Genomic DNA, 19,182 nt, shown 5'->3' on the forward strand with positions numbered 1-19,182 from the left:
GGCTGTTCAGGCGTCGAAAACGGTGCCGGCGCCGGCCGCCTGGGCCCGGCTGCGCGCCAGCGTGGCGATGGCTGTGTCCTGGACCCCGGTTCCGGTGAGGTCGCAGACGGTGATGGCATCGGTGGCCGGCCGGCCGGCGGCCTGCCCGGCGATGACGGCGCCCAATTCGGGCAAGTCGCGGTCGGCGGCGACCGTGCCGGCGGCAATCGCGTGGTGCAGTTCGCCCAGCCGGCGGGTCTGCGTCAGGCGGTCGGCGACATAAAGGTCGGCACGGGACAGGATGGCGGGATCGAGTTCGTTCTTGTGCTCGGCGTCGGACCCCATGGCGGTGACGTGCTGGCCGGGTTCGAGCCAGTCCACCGCAAGGATCGGCTGGTCGGCCGGAGTGGTGGTGACGACGATGTCGGCTCCCGCGACGGCTGTCAGGCCGTCATTCACGGCGCGCACGGGGATGCCCAGCCGTTCCGACAGGCGGGCGGCGGTGGCGGCCGCGCGCTCGGGCTGGCGTGCCCAGAGGCGGGCCTCGCGGATCGGGCGGACCAGGGTCAGGGCCTCCAACTGCAACGCCGCCTGCACCCCGGCGCCGAAGATGGCGGCGACGGCGCTGTCGGGGCGCGACAGATGCTTGGCGGCGACCGCCCCCGCCGCGGCGGTGCGCACGTCGGTCAGATAGCCGTTGTCGAGAAGCAGGGCCTCGACCAGACCGGTCCGGCTGCTCAGCAGCACCATCAACCCGTTGACGCTGGGCAGGCCGAGCGCCGGATTGCCGAAGAAGCCGGGACTGATCTTGATGGCGAAGCCGTCGAGGCCGGGAACATAGGCGGTCTTGACGTCGACTTCTCCGCGAAATTCCGGAATGTCGAGCCGCAGGATCGGCGGCATCGCCACCGGGCGGGTGGCAAGCGCCAGGAAGGCGTCCTCGACGCATGCGATGGCATCGCGGTCGAGCGGAACGATCCGCCGCAGTTCCGCCTCGGTCAGGATGGTCATGCGGGGCATGAATGGGCTCCGGTGATGATGCGGCGGTGCAGGTCCATGGCGATGTTGCGGCCGGACAGCAGGGCGATTGCGGGGCCGCGCGGCGTCACCTTGCCGGCGAGCAATGCTGCGATGCCGACGGCGCCGGCGCCCTCGACGATCTCCTGCTCGGCGGAATAGGCATGCTCGATGCCGGCTGCGATCTCCGCCTCGGTCAGCAGGACGACGTCGTCGAGCAGGCTGGCGGCGAGGCGGTGGGTGTAGCGGTTGTCGAGGCCGATGCCGCCGCCGAGCGAGTCCGCCAGCGTCTCCAGTTCCTCAACCAAAACCGGGTGCCCGGCCTTCAGGCTGGCATGCATGGCGGCGCCGCGCTCCATCGAGACGCCGATCACCCGTAAGCTTGGGCGCAGTGCCTTTGCCGCCAGGGCCACGCCGGCGATCAGGCCGCCGCCCGACAGCGGCACCAGCAGCAACTCGGCGTCGGGAACCGCCTCGATGATCTCCAGCCCCAGCGTGCCCTGCCCGGCGATGACGTCGGCATGGTCGAAGGGCGGGACGGTCGCGAACCCCTCCTCGTGGACCAGCCGGTCGACCTCGACCTGGGCGTCGTCCTGGGAGTGGCCGACGATGCGGATCTCTGCCCCCAGCGCGCGGATCCCCTCGACCTTGTTGGCTGGCACCAGTGCCGACATGCAGACGACGCAGCGGATTCCGGCCTGGGCGGCGGCGTGGGCGAGCGCCCGGCCGTGATTGCCGGTGGAAGCGGCGGCAACCCCCGTCGCCAGCGCCTCGCGCGGCAGGGCCGACAGCGCGTTGGTGGCGCCGCGCAGCTTGAAGCTGCCGGTGGTCTGCCGGGTTTCCAGCTTCAGGAAGACGGGTGCGCCGCAGCGCGCCGTCAGGCTGGGCGAGGCGACCGTCGGCGTCGCCGCGATCCGCCCGGCCAGCCGCGCGCGGGCGCGGAAGACGTCCTCCAGGCTGATGTCCTGCCCACTCATGACCATGCCTCCCCCGGCAGCGGCAAGGTCATCAGCCGCCCGCCTTCGGACCGGGACCGGTCGTCGCCGCACAGGCGCAGCGCGGCCCAGGCGGTGGCCTGGTTGCTGGTGACCACCGGGCGGCCGGTCGCGGCCTCGATCTCGGCGGCGACGCCGGCAGAGCGCAGGGCGGTGCAGGAGATGAACAGGGCGTCGGCGTCGGGAGTCATCGCTTCGACGGCGGCGCGTACCAGACTGGCCGGCGCGATGCGCGCCATTTCGCGGTCGTCGTCCAGCCCGAAGCAGGTGAAGCGCGCAATGTCGAAACCATGCACGCCGAAATAGGCGGCCATCGGCCGGCTGGTCTGTTCGGTGTAGGGGGTCAGCACGGCGATCCGCTGAGCCCTAAACGCCGTCAGGGCTTGGCGGGCGGCGGCGGGCGGCGTGATGACGGGAACGCCCGGCTTGGCCGAGGCGATGGCCTCCTCGACGGCGTCGTCGCCCATCACGACGCTGGCCGAGGTGCAGGAGTAGCAGATGGCATCGAGCGGTTCGTCGGGCAGGATCAGCGCCGCCCCTTCGGCGAGGCGCGGCTGCATGCGGCGCAGATTCTCCGGCGTCGTCGGGTTGGCGTAGGCGATGCGCGCGGTGTAGACGCCGATGTGCTCGCTCGCGACCATGCGGCGGAAATCCGGCTCGGTCGTGTGGTCGGTCGCCAGCACGACGAGGCCCACGCGCTTTTCTACCGGGCGGACATCGAAGTCCAGCATGGTGTCCGAGCGCAGGATGGGGATGGAGGGCATGGCTCGGGAACTCCAGGGTCAGCGTATCAGCGGGTGGGCCGGAAGCGGCGTTCCAGCATGTGCAGGGCGGGCACGGCGATCAGGCTGATGCACAGGAACAGGACGCCGACCAGCGTCATCGGCTCCAGATAGCGGTAGTTGCTGTTGGCGACGCTGCGGGCTTCGCTCATCAGCTCGATCACCGTGATGGCGGATAGCAGCGGCGTTTCCTTGAACATCGCGACGAAGTAGTTGGCCAACGCCGGGATCATCGGCGGGATCGCCTGCGGCAGGATCACATGGCGCCAGGTCTGGTACGGCGTGAGATTGCAGGCCTTCGCCGCCTCCCACTGGCCGCACGGCGTGTTGTCGATGCCGGCGCGGAAGACTTCCGACGTGTAGGTGGCGTAATGGAGGCCAAGCCCGACCACCCCGGCGGTCAGCGGCGACAGCAGCACACCCAGTTCCGGCAATACGTAGAACAGGAAATAAAGCTGCACCAGCAGCGGCGTCCCGCGGATGAACTCCACCACGAAGCCGGTGGTGCGCGCCACCGCCCGGCTCTTCGAGCGGCGCAGCAGGGCGAAGCCCAGCCCGGCGGCGGCGGCGAGGACGGAGCCGAGCAGCGTGGCCAGCAGCGTGATGCGCAGGCCGTCCAGCAGCGTCGGCATGATTTCGCGGACGAACTCCCAATCCCATTCCATGGCCGGTTTCCTTAAGAGCGCAGCCCGTCGAGGCCGCGGGTCATGCGGCGCTCCAGGGCCTTCATGCCGAACGAGATCAGGCTGGCATAGGCGAAATAGATGACCAGAACGGTCAGGAAGGGCATGGCGGTGCTGCCGGTCTGCGAGCGCACCACCTGCGCCTGGAAGGTCAGGTCGCTGAGCGAGATGAGCGACACGACCGAGGTCGCCTTCAGCAGTTCGATGGCGTTGTTGCAGAAGGTCGGCACCATCACCACCGCCGCCTGCGGCAGCAGGACGTGACGCAGGCTCTGCCAGCGCGTCAGGTTCAGGGCGACGCAGGCCTCGTGCTGTTCGCGGCCGATCGACTGCACCGCCGACCGCACCACCTCCGCACCGTAGGCGCCGACATTCAGCCCCAGCGCCAGAATGCCGGCCTGCAGCGGCGTCAGCGTCACCCCCATCAGCGGCAGGACGAAATAGGCCCAGAAGAGCTGGACGAAGATCGACGTGCCGCGGAAGAACTCGATATAGGCGACCGACGCGGCGCGCACCGCGGAGAAGCGCGACAGCCGGCCCAGCCCGGCGAGGAAGGCGGCCGGCAGAGCCAGCGCGCAGCCGAGCACGGTCAGCTTCGCCGTCACCAGCGCGCCGTCCAGCATCAAGCCCATATAGCCGGCCCAATCAGCCATGAAGCCGAGACCTCCTGCGTTCGGGGAAGAAGGCGGAAAAAGACGTGGTTCGGCGGAGAGGAAGCGTCAGATACGCTGTCCGGCCGCGATGATCTTTTTCAAAAAAGCCTGGGTCCGCTCATGCGACGGGTTGGTGAACAGCACGTCGGGCGGCCCCTCCTCCACGATGCGGCCACGGTCGAAGAACAGCACGCGGTCGGCGAAATCGTGGGCGAAGCTCATCTCGTGGGTCACCAGCAACATGGTCATGTCGGTGGTGGACCCCAGCATCCGCATGACGTTCAGCACCTCTTCCACCAGTTCGGGGTCGAGTGCCGAGGTCACCTCGTCGAACAGCATGATCCTGGGCTGCAGCGCCAGGGCGCGGGCAATGGCCACCCGCTGTTTCTGGCCGCCGGACAGTTGGGCCGGCATGGCGCGGGCCTTGTCGGCGAGGCCGACGAGGTCCAGCAGTTCCATGGCCCGGCGTTCGGCATCCGCCTTCCTGACGCCCTTGGTCAGCATCGGCGCCAGCGTGATGTTGTCCAGCACGCATTTGTGCGGGAACAGGTTGAACAGCTGGAACACCATGCCGATCTTGGTCCGCATCCGGTGCAGATGCGCCTCGTCGGCGGGGACCAGACGGCCGTTGCGCTCCATCTGGAACAGGTTCTCGCCGTCGATGCTGATGGTGCCGCCTTCGATGCTTTCCAGCGTCATCAGCGTCCGCAGGATCGTCGTCTTGCCGGAACCGGATGGCCCGATCAGCGCCAGCTTCTCCCCCGGCCGGACTGAAAAGCATAAATCCTTCAGCACGGTGTGCGAGCCGTAGCGTTTGGTGACGCAGTCGATGTCGATGATTGTGTCGGTCACACCGGTCTTCCCTTGCAATGTTGGCGACCGTGGATGTGCGCAAACGATGCGGGACCGTCTAAATCATGTCAATCCGTAAAATAAAATCATGACAATTCTAAAGAGTCTCACCTCAGGTCTCTTCAGATCGCCAGCAGCACCGGCTCCGGATCGCTGTTCAGCAGATTGACGATCACCCGCAGGCCGGCGTGAAGCTCCGCCTCGGTGGTGGAGCCGATGGAGACGCGCAGCGCGTCGGGCCGCGTGCCGGGGCCGATGGCGAAGGCCGATCCGGGCGCCAGCGCCACCCCCTGATGACGGGCGTGCGACACGAAGGTCGCCTCCGGCCGCCCTTCGCCCAGCGGCAGCCAAAGATGCAGCCCCTCGGCATGGCTGCGGTGAGGAATGCCCTTCAGGATTTCCGCGGCCAGAGCGTGCCGGCGGTGCAGGGCCTTGCGCTGCCACTCCACCATTTCCATCGCGAATCCGCTCTCGACCCAGCGGGTGGCGATCTCGGCGACAATGGGCGTCGCGATCCAGTTGGTCACCAGATGGCGGTTGGTGACGGCGGCGAGCAGCCGGTCGGGAACCACCAGATAGCCGGTGCGAAGGCCCGGCATCACCGTCTTGGTGAAGCTGGTGACGTAGAGCGTCCGTTCCGGCGCCAGGGCTGCCAGCGGCGGGCGGCGGTCGCTCAGAAGGGGGCCGAGCGGGTCGTTCTCGACGATCGACAGATTGTGGTGCCGGGCAACCCGCGCGATCTCCGCGCGACGCGCCTCGCCCATGTGGGTCGCGGTGGCGTTGATCGGGTTAGGCATGACGAACAGGGCCTTCACCGTGCCGTCGCGGCAGGCGGCGTCGAGCGCGTCGGGACGGATGCCCTCATCGTCGATGGCGACGCCGCGCAGCTTGATGCCGAGATAGGAGGCGAGCGGCAGCAGCGTGTGGTGCCCGACCTCCTCCGTCACCACGGTCGATCCGGGAGGGGCCGCGGCCATCAGGGCGATGGTCATGCCGGCGGTGGCGCCGTTGGTCAGGGTGACGTTGTTTGCCGTGGTTTCCACCCCGCAATGGCGCAGCCAGGACACCGCCGTCGCCCGGTGGCTGGCGAACAGGGTGTTGGGGCGGAAGGACAGCACCACGGCCGGCGGCAGGTTGGCGGACAGCTCCACCAGCGCCTGCCGCATCGCCTCGACATGCAGCGGCTCGCAGACCGGCTTCAGGATCGACAGGTCGATCACCTCGTCGGTGCGCTGGGGGATATAGGGCGGATCGACCTCGGTTTGCGCTGCGCGGATGAAGGTGCCGCGCCCGGTCTCCCCGCTGATCAGGCCGCGCCGGATCAATTCCTCGTAGGCCCGGCTGACGGTCTGGACGGAAATGCCCAATTCGTCGGCAAGCTGCCGGTGGGTGGGCAACTGGTCGCCGACCGCCAGTTGGCCTTGCGTGATCGCCCGCTGCACCTGATCGGCCAGCGAGAGATAAACGGGCCTGCTCAAAGCCGATGCATCGGGGTGCCACTTTGTCATGCAACATTTCTGCTGGAAATCATCACATTTGACAATGGCGGAAAGCATGGACATCGTCGGGTTGTCACTTTTCCGAAGGCGGCCGGCCCAATGTCTGACCTGAAGCTCGATCCCATCGACCTGCGCATCCTGTCGGAAATCCAGCGCGACGGCCGCATCACCAAGCTGGCGCTGGCCGACCGGGTGGGGCTGTCGCCGACGCCCTGCTGGGTGCGGCTGCGCCGGCTGGAGGAGGCCGGCATCGTCACCGGCTATCACGCCCGGCTGGCCCTGCGGCAGGTGACGCCCTTCGCCATGGCGCTGGTGGAGGTGACGTTGGGCAGCCACCGGCAAGCCGATTTCGACCGGTTCGAACGGGCGGTGCGGGCGGAGCCCGGCATCGTCTCCTGCTGGTCGGTCGGCGGCGGGCTCGACTATGTCCTGCGGGTGGTGGCGCGCGATGTCGACGCCTATCAGCGGATCATCGACCGGCTGCTGGAGGGCGACGCCGGAATCGACCGCTATTTCACCTACATCGTCACACGAACGGTGAAGGACGATGCGGCGATGCCGCTGGAGGCGCTGATGGAGGAGCCGGGCGGGTCCGTTCCATCGTGAGAGAGACTTTCTCTTCCGCCCCGCCCCGACAAAGAGACAGTCTCCACCACACGTGACCAGTTCGGACACAGTCTCCACCGCATCACCGCTAGACTCCGGACACCGGCGCTTCGGCGCCCCTCAATTTTCCGGAGGTGCCCATGACCGCGCAGCTGTCCCGCCTGGACCGTCACGACGCCGTCAGCCGCCTGACCGACCGCCGCCTGCTGCGCGAACTCGCCTATGTCGGCGGACGCTGGACCGCGGCATCGGACAACGCCACCTTCCCGGTGACCGATCCGGCCGGTGGACGGACGCTCGCCCATGTCGCGGCGCTGGAATCCTCCCAGGCGACCGCCGCAGTCACCGCCGCTGCCGCCGCTTTCCCTGCCTGGAGCGCCCGGCTGCCGCAGGACCGCGCCGCCCGTCTGCGCGACTGGTTCGACCGCATCACCGCCGCCAAGGAGGATCTCGCCCTGCTGATGACGCTGGAGCAGGGCAAGCCGCTCGCCGAATCGCGGGGGGAGATCGACTATGCCGCCTCCTTCGTCGAGTGGTACGCGGAGGAGTCCAAGCGGGGCGGCGTCGAGAGCATCGCCAGCCATCTGCCCGGCGCCGAAATGCTGCTGCGGCGGGAAGCGCTGGGCGTGGTCGGCATGGCGACGCCGTGGAACTTCCCGTCGGCCATGCTGACGCGCAAGGCGGCGGCAGCGCTGGCGGCGGGCTGCACCGTGGTGGCGCATGCATCCTCCGAGACGCCGCTGTCGGCGTTGGCGCTGGCGGAACTGGCGGAGCGCGCGGGCATCCCCGCCGGCGTGTTCAACGTCCTGACCGGCGATCCGGAACCGCTGGTCGGCGCGCTTTGCGACGACGCCCGCGTCCGCGCCTTGAGCTTCACCGGCTCCACGGAAATCGGCAGCCGCATTGCCGCCCGCTGCGCGCCCACCATGAAGCGGCTGGTGATGGAACTGGGCGGCCATGCGCCGCTGCTGGTCTTCGCCGACGCCGATCTTCAGCGGGCGGTGGACATCGCCATCGACGCGAAGTTCGCCACCTCCGGCCAGGACTGCCTCGCCGCCAACCGCATCTATGTGCAGCGTCCGCTCTACGATTCCTTCTGCGCCGCCTTCACCGCCCGCAGCGCCGCGCTGCGCGTCGGGCCGGGGCTGGAGCCGGACGTGCAGATCGGGCCGCTGATGAACGGACGGGCGGTCGACAAATGCGCCCGCCACGTCCGCGACGCGCTCGACCGCGGCGCCCGCTGCCTGACCGGCGGCGAGGTCCATCCCGCCGGACCGCTGTTCTACCGCCCGACCGTGCTGGCCGACGTGGCACCGGATTCGCTGATCCTGCGCGAGGAGACCTTCGGCCCGGTCGCCGCCATCCTACCCTTCGATGACGAGGCGGAGGTGGTGGCCCGCGCCAACGACACCGAATATGGCCTCGTCGCCTATCTGGTGACCCGCGACGCCGGCCGGATCCTGCGCCTGTCGCGGGCGCTGCAATACGGCATGGTGGCGGTCAACCGGGTGAAGATCACCGGCGCGCCGGTTCCCTTCGGCGGGATCAAGCAATCCGGCCTCGGCCGCGAAGGCTCGCGCCATGGGATGGAGGCCTTCACCGAGCTGAAATACGTCTGCCTCGACGCCGCCTGAACAAACATTTTCATCGGGAAAGAAACGTCATGACCGACCTGACCAACGAGCTGACCGCCTGGGACCGCGACCATTTCTTCCACCCGTCGACCCACATGGCGGCGCATGCCCGCGGCGACACGCCGACCCGCGTCGTCACCGGCGGCGAAGGCGTCTACATCTCCGACCGTGACGGCAAGCGCAGCCTGGACGCTTTCGCCGGCCTCTATTGCGTCAATGTCGGCTATGGCCGCCGCGAGATTGCCGACGCAATCGCCGAGCAAGCCGGCAAGCTCGCCTATTATCACGCCTATGTCGGGCATGGCAGCGAGCCGTCGATCACGCTGGCCAAGATGATCATCGACCGCGCGCCCGCCGGGATGTCGCGCGTCTATTTCGGCCTGTCGGGGTCGGACGCGAACGAGACCAACATCAAGCTGGTCTGGTATTACAACAACATCCTCGGCCGGCCGGAGAAGAAGAAGATCATCTCGCGCTGGCGCGGCTATCACGGGTCGGGGGTGATGACCGGCAGCCTGACCGGGCTGGAGCTGTTCCACAAGGCCTTCGACCTGCCGCGCCCGCCGGTGCTGCACACCGAAGCCCCCTATTACTTCCGCCGCGCCGACCGCAGCATGAGCGAGGAGCAGTTCTCCCAGCATTGCGCCGACCAGCTGGAGGCGATGATCCTGGCGGAGGGACCGGAGACCGTCGCCGCCTTCATCGGCGAGCCGGTTCTGGGCACCGGCGGCATCGTCCCCCCGCCCGCCGGCTATTGGGAGAAGATCCAGGCGGTGCTGAACAAGTACGACATCCTGCTGATCGCCGACGAGGTGGTGACCGGGTTCGGCAGGCTCGGCAGCATGTTCGGGTCCGACCATTACGGCATCAAGCCGGACCTCATCACCATCGCCAAGGGCCTGACCTCCGCCTACGCACCGCTGTCGGGCGTGATCGTCGGCGAGCGGGTGTGGAAGGTGCTGGAACAGGGCTCCGACCAGCTCGGGCCCATCGGCCATGGCTGGACCTATTCGGCCCATCCGCTCTGCGCCGCCGCCGGCGTGGCGAACCTGGAGCTGATCGACAAGCTCGATCTGGTGACCAACGCGGGCGAGACCGGCGGCTATCTCCGCGCCGCGCTGGCCGACGCGCTGGGCGGGCATCCGATGGTCGGCGATGTGCGCGGCGAGGGCATGCTGGCGGCGGTGGAGTTCGTCGCAGACAAGGATGACCGCCGCTTCTTCCCCGCCGAGGCGAAGGTGGGCCCGCGCCTGTCCGCCGCACTGCTGGAACGCGGCGTCATCGCCCGCGCCATGCCGCAGGGCGACATCCTGGGCTTCGCCCCGCCGCTCTGCCTGACGCGGGAGGAGGCCGACATCGTGGTTGCCGCCACCGCCAAGGCGGTGAAGGCGGTCGCGGCCGAACTCTGAGGGAAAAGACCGGCGGCTATTTCCGTCGGGCAAGCGCCTCCATCTCCTTGGCCCATCCGCTGTAATTGCGGTGGTAGTCACGCAAGGCCGGATCGTCCCTGGTCCGCTCCGCCATCGCCCGGAACAGCGGGGCCTGGGCGGCGGCGATGTCCACGGCATCCGGCCGGCGCGTGGCGGTGAGGAAGGAGGACAGGCTGGTGACCAGATTGCCGCCCGTCGGCTTGGCCGCCAGCTTAGCCAGCTCGTCGACGATCCACGGCATGTATTTCAGCACATAGTCGGCGTAACGCTGGATCACCGGTGCCTGGTCGAGCAGGTCTCCGCGCTCGCGGTCGAAATCCTTGCGGTCGAGGATGGCGTGATTGGCATAGACGACCGGCGCCTCGGCCGAGGTGTCGCACTGCCAGCCCTTGCGCGGGATCAGCAGGTCGGCCTGATCCTTCTCTTCCCGGTAGGGGTAGAAGGGCATGGTGCGGCAGCGCGACGGCTTGGTCTCATGGATGCCGCACAGCCCGTCCTCCCGCAGTTCCGGACAGGGGAAGGAGGTCGGCAGATAGGCGGTTGGCACGATCAGCACCGCCACCGTCTTGCGGTTGGGCAGCCGCACCGTCGCGCCCAGCCGGGTCGCCAGCTCGTAGGACCGGGCGTTCGGCCGCACCGGCGTCCACACCATCGCCAGCGGGAAGCGGCCGGCATGGGCGACCGCGTCCGCCAGCGTCAGCGGCAGCCAGCCGTGGCAGCATTTGCCGCAGGCGGTGCAGGAGAAACGCGGTTCCATCGCGGCGCCCCTCCGCTCACTTGCCGCAGCAGGCTTTGTACTTTTTGCCGGATCCGCAGGGGCAGGGCTCGTTGCGCCCGACCTTGACCACACGCCGCGGCTCGCCCTTCGGGTTGACCTCGCCGCTGACATAGAGCCACCGCCCATCCTCCCGGCGGAAGCTTGCCCGCTCGTGGTGTCGCATGTCCTTGCCGTGTGTGCGGAACTGGATCTGGAACTCCACCACCGCGCTGTCGCCTTCCTCGTCGGCGCGCAGGATGTCGAGCCGCTGCCATTCCGACTCGTCCGCCACCCGCTCCGCCTCGCCGCGGTTGAAGTCGTCGCGGATTTCCGGAGCGTGGGTGCGCTCGACATGGTCGATGTCGTGGCGGACGAAGGCGGTGTAGCGCGACCGCATCAGCGCCTCGGCGGTCGGCGCCGGCTCCCCGGCCAGGATGGGACCGCAGCAGTCTTCGAAGGAACGGCCGGAACAGCAGGGGCAAGACGACATCGTTGGTCCTCGGTTAAAGGTGGCAAGACTATCAGAAGGCGACCACCAGCGCCACGTAGCGGGCGGCCTTGCCGATGGTCACCAGCAGCAGGAATATCCAAAAATTCTCCCGCAGGATGCCGGCGACCAGGGTCAGCGGATCGCCGATGAAGGGCGCCCAGGCCAGCAGCAGCGACCACACCCCCCATTTCTGATACCAGGCGGTGGCGCGGTCGATCAGCGAGGCCTTGACCGGAAACCAGCGGCGGTCGCGGAAATGGATCAGGTAGCGGCCGAGCAGCCAGTTCACCACCGACCCCAGCACATTGCCGGCGGTGGCGACCAGCACCAGCGTCGACGCCGAATGGGTCCCGGCCATATGCATGCCGGCCAGAATCACCTCCGACTGGGCCGGCAGGATCGTCGCCGCCACCAGCGCGGCGCTGAACAGGCCGGCCAGACCGGCGAAATCATCCATAAGACCTCCGTCGGGATCGCCGGGCGTCGGATCGGCGGGAGCGGACGCCCGCCCCGCACGCGTTGCCGTGGCGATCCTATCCAGGGGGATAGAGCAAGATCGGGCGCGCGGTCAACTCCGCCGGGCAAGCAGTGCAATCAAAGCTCAACGGCCGGATTGACAGACGCCGTCATCGGCCTTGCGATATCCTATCCGGGGGGATACCATTTCGGCATGAGCACGCACCACAGCCATCCCGACATCATCAAGCGCCTCAAGCGGGCCGACGGACATCTGCGCGGCATCATCGAGATGATCGAAGCCGGCCGACCCTGCCTGGACCTTGCCCAGCAGCTGCATGCGGTGGAAAGCGCCGTGCGCGAGGCCAAGAAGGTGCTGATCCACGACCATCTGGATCACTGCCTGGACGCGGCGGTCGATGCCACGCCCGCCGAAGCACGGGCCTCAATCGCCGAGTTCAAGGCGATCACGAAATACCTGTAGAGACCCGCGATGCCCGAGTTCTCCGCACTTCTGCAGCAAGGCGCCGCCAATGCCTGGCTGTTCATTCCCAGCGCCATCCTGCTCGGCGCGCTGCATGGGCTGGAGCCGGGCCATTCAAAGACGATGATGGCGGCCTTCATCGTCGCCATCCGCGGCACCGTCGGGCAGGCGGTCCTGCTCGGTCTGGCCGCGACGGTTTCGCACACGGCGGTGGTGTGGGCGGTGGCGCTCGGGGGGATGTGGATCGGCCGCGGCTGGAGCGCAGAGACGACGGAGCCCTATTTCCAGCTCGCCTCGGCGGTTCTGATCATCGCGGTGGCGCTGTGGATGGCGGCGCGGACATGGCGGGAACAGCGGCACGAGGCGTCCGGGCACGATCACCACCATCATCACGGGCATGACCATGGGCAAGACCATGACCACGGGCACCACCATGGGCATGCGCACCACCATCACGGCCACAGCCATGGCGGGCACGCCCATGCGCACACCGGCGGATTGGATCTCGGACAGTCAGAGTATCAGGATGCGCATGAGCGGGCGCATGCCCGCGACATACAGCGCCGCTTCGCCGGCCGGCACGTCACCACCGGACAGATCGTGCTGTTCGGCCTGACCGGCGGGCTGATCCCCTGCCCGGCGGCCATCACCGTTCTGCTGCTGTGCCTGCAGCTCAAAGAGGTCACGCTCGGCGCCGCCCTGGTGGTCTGCTTCAGCATCGGCCTGGCCTTGACCCTGGTGGCTGCCGGCGCGGTGGCTGCGCTGGGCATGCGCCATGCCGAGCGGCGCTGGTCGGACGCCTTCGGCAAGTTCGCGCGGCGCGCCCCCTACCTGTCCAGTGCCGTCATCATCCTGGTCGGGATCTATGTCGGCGTCCATGCCCTGCAGGGGCTTGGGCTGACGCTGGCCTGGATCGGGGGACCGCACCTGTCGTGACGCCCCTACATCGCCCAGCCGCCGTCGATGATGTGGATCTGGCCGGTGGTGTAGGTGGCGGTGGCGAGGTGAAGCGCCAGTTCGGCGATCTCCTCGGGCTGGCCGATGCGGCCGATCGGCTGACGGGCGATGAAGGCGGCGCGGGCGGCCTGATAATCGCCCTGGGCCGACAGCCGCTCCTGCAACGACGGCGATTCGACCGTCCCCGGACAGATGGCGTTGCAACGGATGCCCTTGGTGACGTAATCGGCCGCGACCGACTTGGTCAGCCCGATGACCGCCGCCTTGGTGGTGGTGTAGGCGAAGCGGTTGGGCACCCCCTTCACGCTGGACGCCACCGACGACATGTTGATGATGCAGCCGTCGCCATGCTCCAGCATGGCGGGCAGCACCGCCCGCGTGGTGCGGACCAGCGCCTTGACGTTGAGGTCGAGGGCGAACTCCAGTTCATCGTCGGTCATCTCCAGAATCGTGCCGTTGTGGACCACGCCGGCGCAATTGAACAGGATGTCGACGCGGCCGATCTCGCCCAGGACCGACCGCACCGCCTGATCGTCGAGCACGTTCAGCACCCGCGTTTCGATCCCCTGCCCTGCCAGTTCGGCCAGCTTGGCGCCGTTGACGTCGGTGGCGACGACCCTCGCCCCTTCGCGGGCGAACAGTTCGGCGGTCGCGCGGCCGATCCCCTGGGCCGCACCCGTGATGACGGCGGTCTTGCCGGTCAGTTTTCCGGTCATGGTCCTACTCCTGAAAGCGGTGCGTGTTGAAGGATGGTCGCGGCGTCAGTCCACCGGTGTCGCCCCGACCGGCATCAGCGGGGTGTCGGCGCGGTTCGTCTCCGCCAGTCCCTGGCCGAAACGCTTGTACCAGAGGCCGGTGATGACCGGGACGACGACGGAGGTGACGATGATGCAGATCGCCACAAGAACGGTGGCATCGGCAGCCGCGGGGGCGAATTGCGGGGCGACGGCGGCGATCGCCACCGGGTTGGCCGCCGCCGCGCCGGCGGTGGAGGAAGCGGCGATGCCGGCGGTGCCGGTGCCGCGTCCGATGATTTTGTCGGCCAGGATCAGCGGAATGCCGGTCAGCACGATGACGCCGAGCGCCAGCAGCACGCCAAGCCCGAGCAGCGGCGAGAACAGCGTGCCGAGATTGATGGTGTTGCCGAGCGCAAAGGCAAAGAACGGGATCATCAGCTGGCCGCCCGGCGCGAACAGGGCACGCAGCTTCGGATCGAGGTTCCCCAGCGCGAAGCCGACCAGGAAGGGCAGCACGGCGCCGATGAAGATCTGCGGCTCGAAATGCGCCGCGCCGGACGCGCCGAGGATGATCATGCTCATCAGCGGACCGGATTCGATGGAGGTCAGCACGAAGGCGCCGGCCTCCTCCTTGGTGCCGTAGGTCTGCATCAGCGAGGCGTAGAGCCCGCCGTTGGTCATGTCCATGGCGCAGACGACGGCCAGGATCGACAACCCGGCGAAGAAGCCGGTGTGGATGCCTTCGGGCGGGATGAACTGCGACATCACCAGCACGATGATCCAGGCGGCGATCAGCTTGGTCAGCACCAGCGTGCCGGACTTGCGCAGCACCGTTCCGGTTGCGCTCAGCTTGATCGACGCGCCCATGCAGAAGAACCACACCGCCAGGATCGGCACCACGCCGGTCATGATCCCCTGGGTGAAGCCTTTGAAATAGCCGGGCGCTTCCGGCACGAAGGTCTTGCACAGCGCACCGAGCAGCAGCGGCACCAGCATCAGGCCGCCGGGAATCCGATCCATTCTGTCTTTTATGTTCATGGGGCGCTTCCTCCACAAAACGCGGCCACGACTCCCGGCCGCAAATCTCGGATGAACGAGCGGGCGCAATCCCGCGCAACGGCGAGTTCCCGCTTTCTGCATTGACTGGTACGGACGACGATGGAACGCCGAGAAAGGCCGGGACGGGCGGGGTGGCCGAACTGGAGGCCGAACCCGCGCGTTACCGGAAAAGCGGGCCGCGACGGATCGCGGCCCGGAAGTCAGGTCAGGTGGCGGCGACGCGCTGGTTCTGCACGCCCAGCCCCTGGATTTCGACGCGGATGCTGTCGCCCGGCTTCAGGTAGCGCGGCGGCTTCATGCCCATGCCGACGCCCGGCGGCGTTCCGGTGGTGATGACGTCGCCCGGCATCAGCGTCATGAACTGCGAGATGTGGGAAACCAGGAACGGCACCTGGAACACCATCGTCCGGGTGGAGCCGTTCTGCATGGTCTGGCCGTTGACCGCCAGCGTCATGGCGAGGTTGTGGACGTCCTCAACCTCGTCCTTGGTCACCAGCCAGGGGCCGAGCGGACCGAAGGTCGGGCAGCCCTTGCCCTTCGTCCACTGCCCGCCGCCGCGCTCCAGCTGATAGCCGCGTTCCGACACGTCGTTGCACACGCAATAGCCGGCGACATAGTTCAGCGCGTCGGCTTCCGACACGTAGGAGGCGCGCTCGCCGATGACGATGGCGAGTTCGACCTCCCAGTCGGTCTTCTCCGACCCCGGCGGGATCAGCACGGTGTCGTCCGGGCCGACGATGCAGGACGGCGCCTTGTTGAACAGCACCGGCTCCGCCGGAACCGGCATGCCGCTTTCCGCCGCATGGTCGGCATAGTTCAGGCCGACGGCGATGAAGTTGCCGACCCCGGTCACGCACGGCCCCAGCCGCACCGCGCCCGAGACCACGGGCAGGTCATCGACCGCGAGGGACCGGATCCTCTCCAGGCTGCCATTATTCAGGGAAGAACCGTCGATATCCTTGACAACCGACGACAAGTCCCGGATGGAACCGTCCTTGTCGATCAGGCCCGGCTTCTCTTCTCCCGGAGCCCCGAAGCGAACGAGTTTCAAAACATCGTCTCCTTGCGCCGACCAGCTTTGTGGTCAATTTTTCAGGATTGCTGCGTTACCATACAGTTTCCACGGATCATATATGCTGTCAACGGTTTTCGAATGAGGATAGGATTTTCGAAAATGTCGGTGCCTGTTTGGAAGGAGCAGTCATGAAGGATCGTGCCGAGGCACGCACGCTGGCGGGCGATGCCTATGCCGTCATTCATCGGGCCATTCTTTCCGGTATGCTGCAACCCGGCCAGCGGCTGCGCTTCGCCGAATTGCAGGCGCTGTGCGGCATGAGCGTTTCACCGGTGCGCGAGGCGCTGGTCCGGCTGACCGCGGAAGGCTTCACCGTCTCCGACGATCACCGCGGCTTTTCGGTGGCGCCGCTGTCGGTTGCCGAATTGCTGGACATCGTCGCCACCCGCAAACTGCTGGAGGGCGAGGCGCTGCGCCTGTCGATCGAAAATGGCGACTCGGAATGGGAGGGCCGGCTGCTGGCGGCGCACCACATGATGTCGCGCCTGCCCCGCGAACGCGACGACCTGCCGACCGCGATCCGCGAGGATTGGGACCTGCGGCATGCCGATTTCCACCGCATCCTGATCTCGGCCTGCGGGTCGCCGATCCTGATCGAACTGTGCGAGAAGCTGTTCGTCCGGGCCGACCGCTACCGCCGCCTGTCGGTCAGCGTGCCCAAACAGAACCGTGACGTGGTTCGCGAGCATGAGCGGATCATGAGTTGTGCCATCGACCGCAACGCCGAAGAGGCGGTGGCGGCCCTCAAGGACCACTACCAGCGCACCGCCGACGCCGTTCAGCGGCTGTTCGAGACGCAGGAGGCGCTCTGAACCGTTTCTCGTTCATGTGAAAGGCAAGGGGACCATGGCCATCTACAGCCACCACATCCTGCCCCGGATGATCAACTGGGTCATGGGGCAGGCGATGCTCGCGGAGGCCCGTGCCAGGGTTGCCGGGCTGGCGCGCGGGCGTGTCCTGGAGGTCGGCATCGGCTCCGGCCGCAACCTGCCCTTCTATGGCGCGGCGGCCGGGGAGATCGTCGGTGTCGATCCCTCCGCCGAACTTCTCGCCATGGCCCGTCAGGCCGCGGCGCAGTCGCCCCGTCCGGTGAGCTTGGTGGAACAAACCGCCGAACGCTTGCCGTTCGAGGACGACAGCTTCGACACCGTGGTGGTGACATGGTCCCTGTGCAGCATACCCGACCCGTCCGCCGCCCTGACGGAGGCGCGCCGGGTGCTGAAGCCGGGCGGGGAGTTGCGCTTCGTCGAGCATGGGCTTGCCCCGGCCCCGTCTGTCCGGCGCTGGCAGCGCCGCCTGACGCCGCTGTGGTCGCGCTGTTCGGGCGGCTGCCACCTGGACCGCAAGATGGACGATTTGATCCGCTCGGCCGGATTCGAGATCACCGACCTGACGGAAAGCCACCTGCCGGGCCCGAAGATCATGACCTTCATGTATGAGGGAACGGCGGTGCCGTCAGGCGGCGCAGCGCCTCCACCGCCGCAGCGGGCGTGGTGAGCACCGGGACGGACAGCAGCGGCTGCAGCCTTGCCTGGGCACGCGCCATCGAAAACTGGCCGAGGATGACGACATCGCAGTTCGCCAGTTGCCCGGCGGTCTCTGCTACACGGTCGTCATGGCCGTCGCCGTCGCCGCTCTTCAGCGCGGCCAGCGCACCGTCGGCGATGGCGACGGTGACCTCGATCCGGCGGCCGGCCGCTGCGGCCATCGCCAGCAACTCGGTGCGCAGCGAGTCGGCGGAGGGGCCGAAGCTGACGACGATGCCGATCCGGCCGCCGATTGCCATCGCCGCTTCGAACGCCGACTCGTTCGGCCGCAAGACCGGGATCGGCAGGCGCGGCTTGACCGCGTCGATGGCCGGGGCGAAGGCGGAGCAGGTGAACAGAATCCCCGCCGTCCGCCCGCCCACCCCCACCGTGCCGGCGGCATAATCGGCCAGCGTTTGGAAGCGCTCCATCATCGCCTCGTCGAGCCGGCCGGCTTCGGCCAGATCGACGGCAAGAGAGGTGTCGAGAAGGTCGAAGATCCGCGCCTCGGGCCAATGCGCCCGGAAGGCGGCCCTTGCCGGACCCACCGATTCCTCCAGCGCATGGATCAGGGCGATGCGCGGTCCCTGCAAGCTGGCCGTCTGGTCGGCATTCATGCGCTCTCTCCCTCTTGGGTCTTCCGCCGGGCGGGTACGGACATGACGTGCGGCGGCACTTGACCTCCGCCCGATCCCGCCTCAATATGATGCATCATACAGCAAAAGCGGACGGCGGGTGAAGGGCAGACGATGAGCGGGTTCGACCTCACCCTTCTTGAACACGACAATCTCGGCAGCACGATTTACCAACGGCTGTGCGAGGCTCTGATGAAGGGCGTGTTCAAGCCGAACGACCGCCTCAAGATCCGTGATCTGGCCGAACGGCTGGGGACGAGCGTCACCCCGGTGCGCGACGCCATCCTGCGTCTGGTGCAGGATCAGGCCCTGGTGCTGCGCTCGCCGCGCGACATCCGCGTGCCGATGCTGACCCGTGCCGCCTACCTTGAGATCCGCGATATCCGCGTCAACCTGGAAGGGCTGGCCGCCGCGCGCGCCGCCGAAAAGGCCACGCCGGCCCAGATCGCGCTGCTGGAAACATTGCTGAAGCACAATGAGGACGCGCTGGCCGCCGGCGACACCGCGCGGGCCACCGAACTCAACCAGATCTTCCATTTCAAACTGTCGGAGATCGCCGACATGCCGGTGCTCGGCGACATTCTGCGGCGGCTGTGGCTCCAGATGGGGCCGCTGATCGCCGACGTCTATGGCGGTGCCGGGCGCACGATGATCGACCACCATTACCCGCTGATGGACGCCATCCGCCGTCACGACGGCCCGGCCGCCGCCCATGCGATCCAGACCGACATCCTGCTGGCCAGCGGCCCGATCCTGGAGCGGATCGACGGCGCGACCGCCAATCCTGCCCCCGCCCCTGCTCGCACCCTTGCGTCCAAGGCGCTGGTTTCCTGAACCCCTTCCCCCAACATCGGTTTGCAAGGCCGGTCCGTTCAT

22 protein-coding genes are annotated in these 19,182 nt (G+C 67.8%); 8 read left to right on the top strand and 14 right to left on the bottom strand.

What is annotated here, in order from left to right:
• Nucleotides 1-6 precede the first annotated feature (6 nt).
• From eutC to PWS46_RS14745, 7 genes are all read right to left on the bottom strand, one after another.
• Entirely contained in the window at nt 7-999 is a 993-nt protein-coding gene (gene eutC, locus PWS46_RS14715; protein ID WP_434621457.1) for an ectoine utilization protein EutC, read from the bottom strand.
• A complete protein-coding gene (gene eutB / locus PWS46_RS14720) occupies nt 987-1,973 on the bottom strand; it encodes a hydroxyectoine utilization dehydratase EutB (protein WP_434621460.1) in 987 nt (328 codons plus the stop codon). The genes eutC and eutB overlap by 13 nt, the downstream gene beginning before the upstream one ends.
• A complete protein-coding gene (gene eutA, locus PWS46_RS14725) occupies nt 1,970-2,755 on the bottom strand; it encodes an ectoine utilization protein EutA (RefSeq protein ID WP_434621463.1) in 786 nt (261 codons plus the stop codon). The genes eutB and eutA overlap by 4 nt, the downstream gene beginning before the upstream one ends.
• 26 nt (nt 2,756-2,781) lie before the next feature.
• A complete protein-coding gene (ehuD, locus tag PWS46_RS14730; protein ID WP_434621466.1) occupies nt 2,782-3,438 on the bottom strand; it encodes an ectoine/hydroxyectoine ABC transporter permease subunit EhuD in 657 nt (218 codons plus the stop codon).
• A gap of 11 nt (nt 3,439-3,449) precedes the next feature.
• Nucleotides 3,450-4,109 (bottom strand): ectoine/hydroxyectoine ABC transporter permease subunit EhuC, encoded by a 660-nt coding sequence (gene ehuC, locus PWS46_RS14735; RefSeq protein WP_149268416.1) that lies wholly within the window; start codon nt 4,107-4,109, stop codon nt 3,450-3,452.
• Nucleotides 4,110-4,175: 66 nt separating this feature from the next.
• Nucleotides 4,176-4,961, bottom strand: coding sequence for an ectoine/hydroxyectoine ABC transporter ATP-binding protein EhuA (ehuA, locus tag PWS46_RS14740; RefSeq protein WP_434621470.1), 786 nt, complete (start codon nt 4,959-4,961; stop codon nt 4,176-4,178).
• A 122-nt stretch (nt 4,962-5,083) separates the two neighbouring features.
• Nucleotides 5,084-6,439, bottom strand: a complete 1,356-nt coding sequence (locus PWS46_RS14745; protein WP_434621473.1) for a PLP-dependent aminotransferase family protein — start codon at nt 6,437-6,439, stop codon at nt 5,084-5,086.
• A gap of 120 nt (nt 6,440-6,559) precedes the next feature.
• Between PWS46_RS14745 and PWS46_RS14750 the strand changes: the two genes are divergently transcribed.
• The 3 genes from PWS46_RS14750 (at nt 6,560) to PWS46_RS14760 (ending at nt 10,109) form a co-directional block, all read left to right on the top strand.
• Nucleotides 6,560-7,066 (top strand): Lrp/AsnC family transcriptional regulator, encoded by a 507-nt coding sequence (locus PWS46_RS14750; protein ID WP_085082242.1) that lies wholly within the window; start codon nt 6,560-6,562, stop codon nt 7,064-7,066.
• Nucleotides 7,067-7,206: 140 nt separating this feature from the next.
• Nucleotides 7,207-8,700, top strand: a complete 1,494-nt coding sequence (locus tag PWS46_RS14755) for an NAD-dependent succinate-semialdehyde dehydrogenase (protein ID WP_434621477.1) — start codon at nt 7,207-7,209, stop codon at nt 8,698-8,700.
• Nucleotides 8,701-8,729: 29 nt separating this feature from the next.
• Nucleotides 8,730-10,109 (top strand): aspartate aminotransferase family protein, encoded by a 1,380-nt coding sequence (locus PWS46_RS14760; RefSeq protein WP_434621480.1) that lies wholly within the window; start codon nt 8,730-8,732, stop codon nt 10,107-10,109.
• 16 nt (nt 10,110-10,125) lie between these two features.
• Here the strand turns inward: PWS46_RS14760 and PWS46_RS14765 are convergent, their stop codons facing one another.
• Genes PWS46_RS14765 through PWS46_RS14775 form a run of 3 tightly spaced genes read right to left on the bottom strand, consistent with a single transcriptional unit; the run spans nt 10,126 to nt 11,834 of the window.
• The gene (locus PWS46_RS14765; protein WP_434621483.1) at nt 10,126-10,887 is read right to left on the bottom strand and encodes a YkgJ family cysteine cluster protein; all 762 of its coding nucleotides are present in this window, start codon (nt 10,885-10,887) and stop codon (nt 10,126-10,128) included.
• A gap of 16 nt (nt 10,888-10,903) precedes the next feature.
• Complete coding sequence (locus tag PWS46_RS14770; RefSeq protein ID WP_434621486.1) at nt 10,904-11,377, bottom strand: YchJ family protein; 474 nt, start codon at nt 11,375-11,377, stop codon at nt 10,904-10,906.
• A 31-nt stretch (nt 11,378-11,408) separates the two neighbouring features.
• Nucleotides 11,409-11,834: a YqaA family protein gene (locus PWS46_RS14775; protein WP_434621488.1), complete on the bottom strand. Its 426-nt coding sequence runs from the start codon at nt 11,832-11,834 to the stop codon at nt 11,409-11,411.
• A gap of 213 nt (nt 11,835-12,047) precedes the next feature.
• Here PWS46_RS14775 and PWS46_RS14780 point away from each other — a divergent pair, with 213 nt between their 5' ends.
• Together PWS46_RS14780 and PWS46_RS14785 are read left to right on the top strand one after the other, a co-directional pair.
• Nucleotides 12,048-12,317 (top strand): metal-sensing transcriptional repressor, encoded by a 270-nt coding sequence (locus PWS46_RS14780; protein WP_085082254.1) that lies wholly within the window; start codon nt 12,048-12,050, stop codon nt 12,315-12,317.
• Between the two features lie 9 nt (nt 12,318-12,326).
• Nucleotides 12,327-13,253, top strand: a complete 927-nt coding sequence (locus tag PWS46_RS14785) for a nickel/cobalt efflux transporter (RefSeq protein ID WP_434621491.1) — start codon at nt 12,327-12,329, stop codon at nt 13,251-13,253.
• A gap of 5 nt (nt 13,254-13,258) precedes the next feature.
• On the opposite strand, the gene PWS46_RS14790 is transcribed toward PWS46_RS14785, so the two are convergent.
• The 3 genes from PWS46_RS14790 to PWS46_RS14800 all read right to left on the bottom strand — a co-directional run bounded on the left by PWS46_RS14790 (nt 13,259) and on the right by PWS46_RS14800 (nt 16,121).
• Nucleotides 13,259-13,990 (bottom strand): SDR family oxidoreductase, encoded by a 732-nt coding sequence (locus PWS46_RS14790; RefSeq protein ID WP_434621494.1) that lies wholly within the window; start codon nt 13,988-13,990, stop codon nt 13,259-13,261.
• Nucleotides 13,991-14,035: 45 nt separating this feature from the next.
• A complete protein-coding gene (locus tag PWS46_RS14795; RefSeq protein ID WP_434621497.1) occupies nt 14,036-15,031 on the bottom strand; it encodes a 2-keto-3-deoxygluconate permease in 996 nt (331 codons plus the stop codon).
• Between the two features lie 244 nt (nt 15,032-15,275).
• Nucleotides 15,276-16,121 (bottom strand): fumarylacetoacetate hydrolase family protein, encoded by an 846-nt coding sequence (locus tag PWS46_RS14800; RefSeq protein ID WP_434621500.1) that lies wholly within the window; start codon nt 16,119-16,121, stop codon nt 15,276-15,278.
• Nucleotides 16,122-16,273: 152 nt separating this feature from the next.
• On the opposite strand from PWS46_RS14800, the gene PWS46_RS14805 reads away from it, so the two are divergent.
• Nucleotides 16,274-16,957, top strand: a complete 684-nt coding sequence (locus PWS46_RS14805) for a GntR family transcriptional regulator (RefSeq protein ID WP_434621503.1) — start codon at nt 16,274-16,276, stop codon at nt 16,955-16,957.
• Nucleotides 16,958-16,991: 34 nt separating this feature from the next.
• On the top strand, nt 16,992-17,642 hold the full coding sequence (locus PWS46_RS14810) for a class I SAM-dependent methyltransferase (RefSeq protein WP_434621506.1): 651 nt from the start codon (nt 16,992-16,994) through the stop codon (nt 17,640-17,642).
• Here PWS46_RS14810 and PWS46_RS14815 read toward each other — a convergent pair.
• Complete coding sequence (locus PWS46_RS14815) at nt 17,575-18,288, bottom strand: aspartate/glutamate racemase family protein (RefSeq protein WP_434621509.1); 714 nt, start codon at nt 18,286-18,288, stop codon at nt 17,575-17,577. The genes PWS46_RS14810 and PWS46_RS14815 overlap by 68 nt on opposite strands.
• A gap of 132 nt (nt 18,289-18,420) precedes the next feature.
• Here PWS46_RS14815 and PWS46_RS14820 point away from each other — a divergent pair, with 132 nt between their 5' ends.
• The gene (locus PWS46_RS14820; protein WP_434621512.1) at nt 18,421-19,140 is read left to right on the top strand and encodes a GntR family transcriptional regulator; all 720 of its coding nucleotides are present in this window, start codon (nt 18,421-18,423) and stop codon (nt 19,138-19,140) included.
• Nucleotides 19,141-19,182: the final 42 nt, after the last annotated feature.

The sequence above is a fragment of the Azospirillum sp. B2RO_4 genome (assembly GCF_051124815.1).
In the GTDB taxonomy this organism is placed as follows: Bacteria; Pseudomonadota; Alphaproteobacteria; order Azospirillales; family Azospirillaceae; genus Azospirillum.